10 protein-coding genes are annotated in these 13,452 nt (G+C 37.4%); 2 read left to right on the forward strand and 8 right to left on the reverse strand.

Annotation, left to right across the window (positions count from 1 at the left end):
* The first annotated feature begins 131 nt into the window (after positions 1–131).
* Positions 132–824: a zinc metallopeptidase gene (locus ACFSAH_RS04875; protein ID WP_379661580.1), complete on the forward strand. Its 693-nt coding sequence runs from the start codon at positions 132–134 to the stop codon at positions 822–824.
* Positions 825–1,020: 196 nt separating this feature from the next.
* Here the strand turns inward: ACFSAH_RS04875 and ACFSAH_RS04880 are convergent, their stop codons facing one another.
* Positions 1,021–3,873, reverse strand: coding sequence for a M16 family metallopeptidase (locus tag ACFSAH_RS04880; protein WP_379661581.1), 2,853 nt, complete (start codon positions 3,871–3,873; stop codon positions 1,021–1,023).
* 490 nt (positions 3,874–4,363) lie between these two features.
* On the opposite strand from ACFSAH_RS04880, the gene ACFSAH_RS04885 reads away from it, so the two are divergent.
* Entirely contained in the window at positions 4,364–6,838 is a 2,475-nt protein-coding gene (locus tag ACFSAH_RS04885; RefSeq protein WP_379661582.1) for a TonB-dependent receptor, read from the forward strand.
* A 195-nt stretch (positions 6,839–7,033) separates the two neighbouring features.
* Here the strand turns inward: ACFSAH_RS04885 and ffh are convergent, their stop codons facing one another.
* From ffh to ACFSAH_RS04920, 7 genes are all read right to left on the reverse strand, one after another.
* Positions 7,034–8,380, reverse strand: a complete 1,347-nt coding sequence (gene ffh, locus ACFSAH_RS04890; protein ID WP_379661583.1) for a signal recognition particle protein — start codon at positions 8,378–8,380, stop codon at positions 7,034–7,036.
* Between the two features lie 458 nt (positions 8,381–8,838).
* Positions 8,839–9,795, reverse strand: coding sequence for a DUF3078 domain-containing protein (locus ACFSAH_RS04895; RefSeq protein WP_379661584.1), 957 nt, complete (start codon positions 9,793–9,795; stop codon positions 8,839–8,841).
* A 120-nt stretch (positions 9,796–9,915) separates the two neighbouring features.
* Complete coding sequence (locus tag ACFSAH_RS04900; RefSeq protein WP_379661585.1) at positions 9,916–10,239, reverse strand: hypothetical protein; 324 nt, start codon at positions 10,237–10,239, stop codon at positions 9,916–9,918.
* Entirely contained in the window at positions 10,236–10,985 is a 750-nt protein-coding gene (locus tag ACFSAH_RS04905; RefSeq protein WP_379661586.1) for a hypothetical protein, read from the reverse strand. Before ACFSAH_RS04905 ends, ACFSAH_RS04900 begins: the two co-directional genes overlap by 4 nt.
* A gap of 12 nt (positions 10,986–10,997) precedes the next feature.
* On the reverse strand, positions 10,998–12,065 hold the full coding sequence (locus ACFSAH_RS04910; RefSeq protein WP_379661587.1) for a glucosaminidase domain-containing protein: 1,068 nt from the start codon (positions 12,063–12,065) through the stop codon (positions 10,998–11,000).
* A 7-nt stretch (positions 12,066–12,072) separates the two neighbouring features.
* Positions 12,073–12,708, reverse strand: coding sequence for an O-methyltransferase (locus tag ACFSAH_RS04915; RefSeq protein ID WP_379661588.1), 636 nt, complete (start codon positions 12,706–12,708; stop codon positions 12,073–12,075).
* Between the two features lie 331 nt (positions 12,709–13,039).
* Positions 13,040–13,384 (reverse strand): single-stranded DNA-binding protein, encoded by a 345-nt coding sequence (locus ACFSAH_RS04920; protein WP_379661589.1) that lies wholly within the window; start codon positions 13,382–13,384, stop codon positions 13,040–13,042.
* Positions 13,385–13,452 lie beyond the last annotated feature (68 nt).

Here is a 13,452-nt window from a genome sequence, read left to right on the forward strand (position 1 = left end):
AATTATTATTATTGGGATTGCAAAAATCGCCCTTAGTGGCTTTAGAGAATGATTTTAAGAATTTTATAAGACTCTATATTTTTTTAGAGGAACGATTTTTGACTATTAAAAATTTGATTAATTAGAAGATTATGAATTTAGGACTAATTCTTTTTATTGGAATTGCGGTTATCAGTTTCATTGTTCAATGGAGATTCAAGAGTAAATTTAAACAGTTCTCTGAAGAACCTTTGGGCTCCGGTTTAAGCGGTGCAGAAATAGCACAAAAAATGCTGCATGATAACGGTATTTATGATGTTGAAATTATTTCTGTTGACGGTCAGCTAACAGACCACTATAACCCTCAAAACAAAACGGTAAACCTTTCTCCTGATGTTTATCACGGTAGAAGTATTGCCGCTGCTGCTGTTGCAGCTCACGAGTGCGGACACGCAGTACAACACGCAACAGCTTATAGCTGGCTGCAGTTTAGATCCTCAATGGTTCCTATTGTTAGCATTGCATCTAATCTGGTTCAGTGGGTATTAATGATTGGTGTTTTGATGTTAGCTTTTGGTAATAATCCTTATGTACTTGCTGTAGGTGTAGGGGCTTTGGCAATAACCACTATTTTCAGTTTTGTTACATTACCTGTAGAATTTGATGCCAGTAACAGAGCTTTAGCATGGTTACAGGCTAACAAAGGAGTAATGCAAACAGGTATTGAGCATGAACAGGCTAAAAGTGCTTTATGGTGGGCTGCTATGACTTATGTTGTTGCTGCTTTATCTTCTCTAGCTACTTTGGTTTATTATGCTTCTATGCTATTAGGCAGACGGGATTAATCTTAATATAGATTTCTAAAACAAAGCCGCTTTTGTAAAACAAAAGCGGCTTTGTTTTTATGTTACCTGCAAGACAGTCCCCAATGCCATCCATACAGATCTGACTCAACTTGTATCAACGCTACAAATATCATCTAATAGAAGAGGCCTGGCTCTGTTAACGAGCCAAGCCTCTTCTTTTTCATTCATCAAATCTTTACTTTTTCTCCGGCAACAGAATAAACTGTTTAAAATTATTGCTATCCAGATACTTATTTGCTGATTGTTTTACTGTGCCTGCATTTACTTCTTTTAACCTGTCGGGAAAAGATAGAACATCCAGCAAATTCTTCTTGTCTTCTACTGATTTTTGCAGGTATTGCAACCAATAACCATTTTCTCTTAACATTAACTCGTATTGCCTGTTTTGGGTTGCTTTAAACTTGGTAATATCATCTGCTGTAGCTCCATTCTTTTTCAGAATGGCAACTTCATCTTCTGCAGCAGCTATTAACTTATCTACATTGGCTGTTGAACAGCTGAAAGATATAGAAACGCTATAGGTTGCTTTAGGTATATTGCTATAAGAAACATTTACTCTAGGGCTATACACGCCACTTTCTTTCTCTCTCAGCCTTTCCAATATCTTAAAATCAAGCACAGATTTTAAAGCCGTTAACTGCATATTTTCTTCTTTAGAATAACCATAATCTCCGTGATAAATTAAAAGCACTGATGCTTTATCTTCTAACCCTTTATAAACCTTTTTGGTTACCTTTCCTTTGACAGGATAAAAACCCAGGTCTTTATAATTGGATGCGACCTGCTGATTTGACGGCAAGCTTCCTAAATAGGTCTCTAATAAAGGTTTCATTTCCTCTACATTGAAATTACCTACAAATGTAAATATGAATCCATTTGCATTGGAAAACCGACTCTTATAAAAGCTAAAGGCATCGTCCAGATTAATTTTTTCCAGTTCAGGGATGGTAATTACTCTTGCTCTTTTATGATAGTTATTAAGTACGGCAGAAATAGTATCCTGATAAACGGAAGAAGGATTAGTCTCTCTATTTACCAGAACAGTTTTGTTCTCATCTATTTTGGTTTGGAAAACATTAGCATCTTTACGGGGCTGGGTAAAGTACAGATAAATCATCTGCATAGCGGTTTCCAGATCTTTTGGCGACGTTGAGCCTTTTACCCCTTCTGAATAGGTGCCGATAAAAGGCGTTACCTGCAAAGTTTTCCCTGTTAACAGCTTACCTAACTGTACTGCATCAAAACTGGCTATCCCCGACTCGTCTACCAGTTCATCAGCCATTTCCGCAGCCCTAAAAACCTGATCTGTCGCTAAAGAAACACCTCCTTTTCTGGATGCAGTAAATAAGATTTGATCATTTTTAAAGTCTGTTGGTTTTAATACCACCTTAATTCCGTTAGACAATTCAAATTCAGTAACATCCAGCTCTGCTACTTTTTGCTCTTTAACAATCTTTCCGGCAATAGGAGTAGCTGTCAGCAAGGGTTGGTCTATAACCTCATCAACATACGCAGTTACATTTTTCCCTGCAGACTTTATCCAGTTCAGGTATTCGGCATCGGATGGTAAATTTGCTTTTTCCTTATCTGGCGCCTGTATAACTGCCAACATATTCTCTTCGGTAATCATTCCGCCAGCAAGGGCATTCACATTTCCCAATTTTATCTGCTCTAAGTTTTTTTGGTAAAACGCATATATAAAGTCTATACTCGGTATAGCCTGTCCTTTTAGAAAATGTTCTACATAATCTTGCACATAAACAGACGATGCCGTTTTTTCTCTTTCTTTATAACGCTTTTCTATGGTGGTCATCAGGTTGGTTTTTGCCCTGGAAAGCTCCGTTTCTGTAAAACCAAATTTCTTCATCCGGGCATTTTCATCCAGTACAGCTTCTACCGCCTGCTTTAAGCCCTTACCGTCTTTTGCTACCACAAAACTGGTAAATGCTTCGCTATTTGCCAGCCCTCCCTGATAAGGACCATAACTGCTTTGTGCAAAAACAAATGGAGCATTTCCTTTTTGCAAAATTTCATTCAGCCTATTATTCAACATTTCGTTAATCAGGCTTTCCTCTACCTTAACCATCAGGTCTTCTTCTGTTTTTTCTATTCTTTCCGGATGCTTGTAAGATATAGAGGCCACGTTATAAGGATATTCTGCATCTGTTACAATTTTCACCAGCGGTTCTTTATTCCCTCCTAAAGTATATTCTTCTCTTTTTCTTTCAGACTCCGGATTCTTAAATTCCGAAAAATTATCCTTTATCAGTTGCTCCACCTCCTTCACATCAAAATCACCAACAGCCACTACAGCCTGTAAATTGGGTCTGTACCAATCTCTATAGAATCTTTTGATAGTTTCGTATTTGAAGTTTTGTATAATATCAATTTTTCCGATAGGTAAACGTTCGGCATACCTCGAATTGGCTAACAATACTGGTAACAGTTGTTTTAACATACGCTCTTGCGCATTTTTTCCACGCTGCCTGTCCTCTTCAACAATAACCCCTCTTTCCTGATCTATCTCATGATCATCAAAAGAAACATAGCCAGCCCAATTAGCCAGTATATCAAACCCTTTTTTAAAAAGTTCGGTACTATCCGTAGGTAAAGGCAGTTGATAAACCGTTTGGTCAAAACCAGTGTAAGCATTTAAGTCAGCTCCAAACCTCACCCCTGCTTTTTGCAGATAGTCTATCAGCTCGTTCTTAGGAAACTCTTTAGTTCCATTAAAAGCCATGTGCTCCGTAAAATGCGCCAAGCCCTGCTGGTCATCGTCTTCAACAATAGAGCCTACCTTATTTACCAGATAAAGCTCGGCCCGTTTCTTAGGTTCTTCATTTTTTCTGATATAGTAGGTTAAACCATTGGGTAATTGTCCAATAATCACATTACTGTCTACAGGAATCAATTTTTGCTCTGCAGCTGGCACCAGGGTAGCCACACTGTTATTAACCTTTACTTTTGGACTACAAGCCAGTATAAAAGCTGTAAATGTAAAGACTATAATACGAGGATATTTTACCATAAGTTTTTATTACTAAGTATAAGATAGACAAATTTATATTTATACCCCTAAAACCTGTTTAGGTTTGGTCTAATAATTTTTTCATCCCCGCTCAAAATAGCCTGTGAAAAATTTCACCATACAAACTTTCAAACAGCCCTTTATAGGGTTATACACCAAAAGTAAAAAATCAAAAGCACAAAATAACAATTGTATTTTAGCACCTCTTAACTTTTATACTCTGCGTTTACAATGTTCCTGAAACGCTTATTACCACTAATAAAGATTTTATTTATCGGCAATAAGGCCTATATTTGTGGCATCTAATGGGGTGCCTTGTTTTTAACACAAATAAAGGCTGAGATTATACCCTTTATGATAAGTTTGGTTGTTAAATTAAACTCATCATGAGCACCTGATCCGGGTAATGCCGGCGGAGGGATGGTAATATTAAAACAGGTGATTTAACCCCTTAATCACCAATTGGTTTTATTATTTAAACACAGTTAAAGTGAAAAAAGTAATGTTTGCGATGTTAATCGCTTTCCTGATGCCGTATGCATTAATGGCTCAGAATGTTGTTTTATCTGGAAAAGTAACAGATGATCAACTCCAAGAACCTATGGCCGGAGCATCCATAACCCTGCTGGGAATAGGAATTTCTACCCAAACAGATAATAAAGGTGAATTCACTTTTAAAAATCTGAAAGCGGGAAACTATCAGTTAAAAATAACCTATATAGGTTACAAAACAGCTGAAAATGCAGTGACAGTAACCAAAAGCACACAGCTAAGCATACGTTTGCAAAAGTCTATGCAACTTGCCGATGAGGTGGTTGTTAGTGCCATCAGAGCTACTGCTAATTCTGCTACAACGTTTAAAAACATTAGCAAGGAAGATATTGAGCGCAATAACTTCGGACAAGACATGCCTTATTTATTAAACCAGACCCCTTCGGTGGTGGTAGCTTCTGATGCAGGAGCCGGTGTGGGCTATACTTCTATGCGTGTCAGAGGGTCTGATGCTACCAGAATAAACGTAACCATTAATGGTATTCCGTACAATGATGCCGAAAGTCATGGCTCTTTCTGGGTAAACATGCCTGATATTGCATCTTCTGTAAATAATATGCAATTGCAACGTGGCGTAGGTACTTCTACCAATGGCGCAGGTGCTTTTGGTGCCAGCATCAATATTCAAACATCTGCCTTATCTGATTCTGCTTATGTTGAGTTAAATAACGCTGCCGGATCTTACGGAACGTTAAAAAACACTCTTAAGGTTGGAACCGGACTCATTAATGGCAAATGGGCTTTTGATGGCCGACTATCAAGAGTAGTAAGTGATGGATATATAGACAGAGGATCTTCTGACCTTAAATCGTATTATGTTTCCGGAGCTTATTATGGCAAAAAAAGCATATTAAGGGCCATTACTTTCTCCGGTCAGGAAAAAACCTATCAATCATGGAATGGTATTCCTGAAGCTAAACTGAAAGGTTCGCAGGCAGACCTGCTGAGTCATTATAACCGTAATCTGGGTACACTTTATAATACAGTTGAAGATTCTTTGAATTTATTCAACGCTAATCCCAGAACTTACAATGCCTTTACCTATAAAAACCAGACAGACAACTATAATCAGGATCATTACCAGCTTTTATACTCTAAAGAGATTAATCCTGAACTTAGCTTTAATGGAGCCTTACACTATACCCGTGGAAAAGGCTATTACGAAGAGTATAAATACGGACAAGACTTTACCAGCTACGGCATGGATTCCCTATTTATTGGCACTGACACTGTTGCTAACACTGACTTAGTGAGAAGACGCTGGCTAGACAACTATTTTTATGGCTTAACCTATTCTTTAAATTACCGACCATCTAAAATTGCCGACTTTATTTTAGGTGGGGCTTATAATGAGTATAAAGGAAAGCATTTTGGAGAGGTAACCTGGGCAAGATATGCTTCCCAAACGGAAAACGATTACCGTTATTATGACAACGATGCCACCAAAAAAGACTTTAACGTTTTTGGTAAGGCCAGTATCAACCTAAATCCACTAAACTTATTTGCTGATTTACAATACCGTAGAATTGACTATACTTTCTTTGGATACGATCGCAATAAAAACAATGTAGAGCAAAATGCCGTATTAAACTTTTTTAACCCTAAACTGGGTGCTACCTACCAGCTTAACGGTTATAACAATTTATACGCTTCTTTTGCAGTAGCACATAAAGAACCTAACAGGGACGACTATACTGAATCTACGCCAGACAGCAGACCAAAACCAGAACGCCTGAACAATCTGGAAATTGGCTACAGACATTTAAAAAACAACATCTCTGCCGGAGCTAACTTATATGGAATGTTCTATAAAGACCAGTTGATTGTAAATGGAAGAATTAATGATGTAGGTGGATACATTAGAGAAAACGTGGATAAGAGCTACAGAATAGGGGTTGAGCTGGATGGTAAATGGGATATTAATGCTAAGTTTTCGTGGGCATTGAATGCCAGCTTAAGCCAACACAGAATTAAAGAGTTTCATGAGTTTTTTGATGAATATGATGCTAATTTTGACTGGATAGGCCAACAAGAGAACATGCACAAGAATACGGATATTGCTTTTTCTCCGAGCCTTATTGCGGGGAACGAATTTACCTATCGCCCCATGACTGGACTGAATATCAGCCTTAGCTCTAAATATGTAAGTAAACAGTTTTTAGACAACACCAGTAACGATGCCAGAAAACTAGACGCATTCTTTGTAAATAACATTAGATTGGGATACCAACTTAAAGCATTGGGTTTACGTAATATTGGCTTAGGCTTACAAGTAAACAATATTTTTAACGAAAAATATGAAAGCAATGGCTACACCTACGGTTACTTGTTTAATGGTGATCTGGTTACCGAGAACTTTTATTTTCCACAGGCGGGAACCAATTTTATGTTTAGCCTGAATGTGAAGTTTTAACGATGAGCCGCAAAGACGTTAAAGTCTGAATAGCTTTTTTATTAAAGGGCTGTATCATAAATAAAAAATGTCATTTCAACGAGCTTAGGAGAGAGAATCTCTTTCCTAAGTACTTCTGAAAGAGATTCCCCGACTTCGATCGGAATGACAAATTACTTTTGATACAGCCCTTTTTCTTTAAATATCTCCCCGCAATTAGCGTCCCATTCCTCCTGGCATGTTTTTCATCATGCGTTGCATTTTAGCCATTGCTGATGGATCAGAGAATTGCTTCATTACTTTTCTCATATCCTCAAACTGTTTAATCAGTTTGTTAACTTCCGCAATATCTGTTCCCGAGCCTTTAGCTATTCTTTGTCTTCTGCTTGGGTTAATGGTATCTGGATTTTCTCTTTCGAAAGGAGTCATAGAATGGATAATAGCTTCGATTCCTTTGAAAGCATCGTCCTCTACTTCAATATTTTTCATCATTTTACCAACACCCGGAATCATCCCCATCAGATCTTTAATGTTACCCATTTTTTTAATCTGCTGAATTTGACCAAGGAAGTCGTTAAAATCAAATTTATTCTTCCTTATTTTTTTCTGTAGTTCGGCAGCTTTCTTCTCGTCAAATTGTTGCTGGGCTCTTTCCACCAAGGAAACAACGTCACCCATTCCCAATATACGGGAAGCCATCCTGTCCGGGTGGAATACGTCTAAGGCATCCATTTTTTCGCCTGTACCTACAAACTTAATCGGTTTGTTTACTACAGACTTGATAGACAAGGCAGCACCACCTCTGGTATCACCATCAAGCTTGGTCAGAACAACACCGGTAAAGTCCAGCCTGTCATTAAATGCTTTAGCTGTATTTACGGCATCCTGTCCCGTCATTGCATCTACTACAAAAAGTATTTCGTGTGGATTTGTCGCTTTTTTAACTTCAGCAATTTCATCCATCAACGCTTCATCTAAGGTTAAACGACCAGCTGTATCGACAATAACAACGTTATTTCCGTTTTGCTTAGCATGCACAATACCTTCTAAAGCTATAGCCACAGGGTCTTTAGACTCTCTGTTTGTATATACCTCTGCCCCAACCTGACCGGCAAGAACTTCCAGCTGGTCAATAGCTGCCGGACGGTAAACGTCTCCTGCAACCAATAAAGGTTTTTTGTTTTTCTGAGTCTTAAGGTAATTTGCCAGTTTTCCGGTAAAAGTAGTTTTACCTGCTCCGTTCAATCCGGCAATTAATATTATCGTAGGGTTTTGTTTTAACTCAAGCTCATCCACAGAACCACCCATTAACAGGGTAAGTTCATCATTCATAATCTTGGTCAACAACTGGCCAGGAGAGATGGCGGTTAAAACATTTTGCCCTAAAGCTTTTTGCTTTACCTCGTCTGTAAAGGCTTTGGCGGTTTTATAGTTAACATCGGCATCTAAAAGAGCTTTTCTAATCTCTTTCATGGTTTCCGCCACGTTAATTTCGGTAATGCTTCCTTGTCCTTTTAATACTTTAAATGCTCCCTCGAGCTTTTCCTGGAGATTGTCAAACATTTGCTAATCTGAATTTTTGTTCAAACTACAAAGTTATCATTTTGAATGAAAGGGAATAGCTTTATTTTTTATCAAATTACAGCGACCTATTTCCTTCTAAAAGTGCTTTTTATTTTAAAATGGGTTGTTTTATCTGGTAATATTTATGTTTCTTTGCGGCCAAGCAAGCACCTTAAATGTTTTTTGCCTAATTTTTTAGACTTTTTTGTAACAACTTGTTTAATACGGTCGTCTTATCCATAACACACCGTCATAAACGTGTTAAAGTTTGTTAAAAAGCCCCGAAAGACGGACTGTTTTATGTATTTTAAAGTTCACAAAATACTGTAAAACAATTTATTACAATATAAAAAGTCTTTGTTTCTCTTCTGCAAAAGGAATAAAGTTAGTTAGTTAGTGTTATGCAGAACAATGCCCCGGAAAGTGGGGCATTTTTTATTTTCTATGAAAACTAAAAGTTACTTGGGTAGTTTATAAACAAGCCCTAAGGCCAGAGACTGCATGGCCTGTATTTTTCCGTTTCCTGAATTATTATCGTACAGTGCGGTACCGTTTACCGTAACATTTACCAAGCGATTAACTTTAGCCGTTAATGTAAGATCCAGCCTATGATCTATCTGACTTAATTTATCGTAAGCTACAAACATCATGTACCTGGCTTTTAAGTTCATATTTGTAGCAATATCTTTATCTATATTGGAAACAACCTGAAAAGCCAGTTCGTTCTTCATTTTTTTACCGATAGGCACCCCATAATTTTTACTGTTATTTTTATATAGCGCGGTATCTATCATAAAAGTCTGTCGGGCGGTACCTGTACCTAAACGTGTACTAAAATATTTAACAGGCTTGTACTCAAAACCCAATGATTCTGTAATATAACCGGGAGCCATAAACTTAGAGATCATTTTCTTGGTTTCGTTACCCTCCGAGTCTTTCCCGTAAGTGTAGCCCGCATCAAACTGTGATTCAAAACTTAACGAAGCAAAGAAATACCAATCTTTTGACAATTGTAGTGAAGCTTTATTATCCCAGAAAATCCGGTCGTTGGTTTTACGCTCCATCTGGTCTTTATTCTTTAGTTTTCCATATTGCAAAATAAGCTCTGTAGAAAGGTTTTTAGCGTCTTTTTTATATTCTGACTTATAGTTTACCTGTGAACTTAAAGCCACAGAATTAACCCCACCGCTAGACCAGTTATCGCTAAAAGTAGCCTGATTAAGGTTTACCCCAAAAGCCGCAGTGGTTTTCCAATAATTTACTCTCCTTTTTACCAGATAAAAAGGCAACTTCTTAGCCTCTACAGACAGATAAGAAGGCCTGGTTTGAAAGGCATTTTTTTTAGGATAGATAATATTTGTCCTTATGGTGTCGGCCTCGGTGTAAGAGCCTTGTGCTACAACCTCTGAGCTCATGACTGAACAAAAAACAAGTAATAGTACTAAAATTCTACGCATGCTGCATTAATTGAACCGGCGATGTGTTTACAAGAAATTTTTAACCCTACAAAGATGAACAATATTTTACAGACCGCTCTACAGATACGACAAAAAAGCCCAAATTTTCCTTTTTGAAAGGTAATCAGGGTTATTGTCATTAGCATAAGCTTCTTTTTCAAAAACAATGTTCATATAGGCATTATACCTTTTTTTATAACGTGTATAATTAACTAAATAGTTTAACAGGTAAAGAAGATAAAAAGGAAAAATCAATAATTCCAGTTGCTGATAAAGATGTATTTTTTCATGCAAAATCAGCGATGCATCTTCCTTTTGCTGCTTGCTACTGACAAGAATAAACGGAAAAACAGCCATTCCGTTAACTTTTAACCAGGGGCAAACAATTACCGGAAACCTCATTCTGGGTTTATAGGTTTTAATTCAGAAAGATCTTCCAGATAAGGGTGCTTTTGAAACCTTAAGTAAGCCATTTTGATGTAAGAAACCAGATCATAATCACTTGCTCCATAAACAAAATAGTAAGCTGGGCGATAATTAAGCATAAAAACAGTAAGCTTATCGCCACTTAAACCTGTTATTTTTGAAACAAGGGCTTTGTTAAATTTTTCATCGATGAAATTATTCATATAATCTCTTTCCATAATACCTTGTAATTTCTTCGCATTACGCCCCTCTCTGCTTAAAGAATTCCAAATGGCGTCTATACTTATACCTACACCCGTTTGTCCTATAGAAAGCAGATCTCTGTTGGTTAACCTGTTAAGACTGCTAAACTGTTTTCTTAACTCTTCGTATCTTTTTTTAGCATTCTCCACAGAATCCTTAACCAATACTTCTTTCAACGGAATAGCAACACGCTTGAGGTAAAAAACCAAAGCTGCCTGATTGGTATAAGTAAGCGTATCTACATAATACCCCTCTGCAATGGCAACAATCTTATCTCCCGGTTTTACGGTAATGCTAAACTCTCCTTTGGTATTATTAAAAAGCTTTACCTGCGTTCTCTCATTTTTGATATTAACCCTATTGATCCGATTATGGGTATCGTTATCAAAAACCACTCCGCTTAGCTCCTGTTCCTGTGCAAAAGCGTTTAGTGCAATAAAAAATACACCTACAAAAAAAGTCACACACTTTTGCTTCATCCAATAATCGTATTATTTTTTTATGATCAGCTCCTGTCCTACTTTAATATTATTATCCGTCAGGTAGTTCAGTTTTATCAAATCATCTACGCTTACATTAAAACGCTTGGCGATGCTATAAAGTGTATCTCCCGGTGCAACCGTATAAATCATCGGATTATAAACAGGTACTTTGCCTCCATTATAATAATTATCCGTATTGCCCGATTTCTTAATCAGCAACCGCTGACCTAACTTAATCGTTCCATCAGTTATATTGTTCATTTGTAAAAGCTCGTCAACCGTTAAACCAAAACGTTTAGACAAGCTGTATGGCGTATCTCCTTTTACCACAATATAATAATCGCCCTCTATTGCCGGAGGAGCTTCTACAGGTTTATCTTTTACCGCTTCTTTAGAGATATTCTTGTTAATATCTGCCAATACCTTATCCTCCCTTTTAATCTTCTCAACCCGTCCTTCTTTTCTGTCGTATTCATTCAGCTTATACCTTTCTATAATCGAAATCAGCAGATCGGGGTATCTGGGGTTGGTAGCATAGCCCGCCTGTTTAAGCCCTTGCGCCCAACCTTTATAATCGTCTTTATCCAGCTCAAATAAAAAAGCGTAACGCTTTCTCTTTAAAAACTCTGAGTGGTCTCTGTAACTTTCGTCCGGATTGCTGTAAACTCTAAAACAATCGTCTTTCGCATCATCGTCCTTATAATAACCTTTACCCCTCCAGTCGCTGGTACATTTTATACCAAAATGGTTATTGGCATATCTGGCTAAATCACTATTTCCATTGCCAGACTCCAGAATACCCTGTGCAAGGGTAATACTTGCCGGGATACCATATTTGTTCATTTCTGTAACGGCAATTCCCTTAAAACGCTCTATATATGTTTGTGGGGTATAAGTAACAAAATTCCCTTTTGTTTGTCTGTTTACCTCTTTTTCTATAGCCTTATTGTTCTGATGGAAAACAGAACCGCTTGTCCCTGAACTAGGCTTTGTCACTTTCTTTTTGGATGAACATGCACTAAAAAAGGCAACCAACAGCACACATAACAAAATATTTCTAGATAAACGAAATGTCATTTTCTTTCTATTTTTTTCTGATAACAAACAGCCCGTCTCTTACAGGCAGAATCAATTTTTCTACTCTATTATCCTGAGCAACGGCATCATTAAAACCCATAATATTTGAGGTATCCTTGTCCGATTTGTTTTCCAATACCTTACCGCTCCATAAAACATTATCAACAATAATAATTCCGCCCGGCCTTACCTTATCAAATACCTGCAGGTAGTAATTGTAGTTATTTTTCTTGTCGGCATCTATAAAAACAATATCAAAAACCTCGTCTAATAACGGAATAATCTGACTGGCATTGCCTATGCGGTAATCTATTTTTTCTGCATAGTCCGACTGATTGAAATAACTACGTACCCTATCCTCCAGTTCTTCATTAATATCCAGGGTAATAATCTTTCCGTCCGGTGCCAGCCCCTCTGCAAAACAAAGCGTGGCATAACCGGTAAAAGTTCCTATTTCCAATATTCGGCGGGGATTAACCAATTTGGTAATCATACTAATAACCCTACCCTGGTAATGGCCAGACAACATTCTGGGCAGTAAAACCTTAAGATTTGTTTCTCTGTCTATATGTTTTAGCAACTCCGGTTCCGGTTCGCAATAGCGATCCAGATATTCTTTCAAAGTCTCATTAATGAGTTCCATCAGGCAAAGGTAAATATTAAAAGTTTACTTGTAAGGAGTCGCTCATTTTCATTGATATTACCCGGTACCCATTCATTTTTTTATCCCTGAACTTGTTTTGAAAGATTATTTACCGATAAAGTTTACTTAAAACCGTTTTAAAATAAAAAAAGCTTTCAAACGGGGAGAATGAAAGCTTTTAACTAACCAATTATAAACCTGACACAAATATATAGCTTGTTAGGCCCACCACCAAGACCATTAACGTTATTTAACATTTTAGACAAGGAGACTTCTACCCTGTGAGCTTTTTAACGCCCCCTCAAACTACTGTGCAGCTTGCCAATACAAACTATTGGTCCTTTGATTTGTCCAGCAAGGTTAATGCATCTACCACAATATCTGTAGCATAGCGCTTTACTCCGTCCTTTGACTCGTATACACTATTATTTAAGCGCCCCTCTATGGTTAATCTCGATCCTTTTTTAATTTGTTCTTCTGCCATTGTTGCTTTGGCATTCCAGAATACCAGGGTAAACCATTGTGTTTTTTTGGTTTCCTCTCCGTTGGCACTTCTAAAAAACTCGTTAATAGCCAGATTTACCCGGGCCATCTTTTTTCCTTTACCAAACGCCTTAACTTCTACATCTGCTCCCGCAAACCCAGAAAGTACCACTTTGTTAATTACATTTTCCATGTTTTAAAATTTTAAGTTTTGATTATTTAACGACCAGTACTGCTCACCAGCACCGACGATACAAAAAT

This window comes from Pseudopedobacter beijingensis (assembly GCF_042678145.1).
Classification (GTDB): Bacteria; Bacteroidota; Bacteroidia; order Sphingobacteriales; family Sphingobacteriaceae; genus Pseudopedobacter; species Pseudopedobacter beijingensis.

Coding starts and splice junctions, on each gene's coding strand:
- ACFSAH_RS04920 (WP_379661589.1), bottom strand. CDS start 13,384: ATGGAAAATGTAATTAACAAAGTGGTACTTTCTGGGTTTGCGGGAGCA.
- ACFSAH_RS04910 (WP_379661587.1), bottom strand. CDS start 12,065: ATGACATTTCGTTTATCTAGAAATATTTTGTTATGTGTGCTGTTGGTT.
- ffh (WP_379661583.1), bottom strand. CDS start 8,380: ATGTTTGACAATCTCCAGGAAAAGCTCGAGGGAGCATTTAAAGTATTA.
- ACFSAH_RS04895 (WP_379661584.1), bottom strand. CDS start 9,795: ATGAGCTCAGAGGTTGTAGCACAAGGCTCTTACACCGAGGCCGACACC.
- ACFSAH_RS04905 (WP_379661586.1), bottom strand. CDS start 10,985: ATGAAGCAAAAGTGTGTGACTTTTTTTGTAGGTGTATTTTTTATTGCA.
- ACFSAH_RS04900 (WP_379661585.1), bottom strand. CDS start 10,239: ATGAGGTTTCCGGTAATTGTTTGCCCCTGGTTAAAAGTTAACGGAATG.
- ACFSAH_RS04875 (WP_379661580.1), top strand. CDS start 132: ATGAATTTAGGACTAATTCTTTTTATTGGAATTGCGGTTATCAGTTTC.
- ACFSAH_RS04880 (WP_379661581.1), bottom strand. CDS start 3,873: ATGGTAAAATATCCTCGTATTATAGTCTTTACATTTACAGCTTTTATA.
- ACFSAH_RS04915 (WP_379661588.1), bottom strand. CDS start 12,708: ATGGAACTCATTAATGAGACTTTGAAAGAATATCTGGATCGCTATTGC.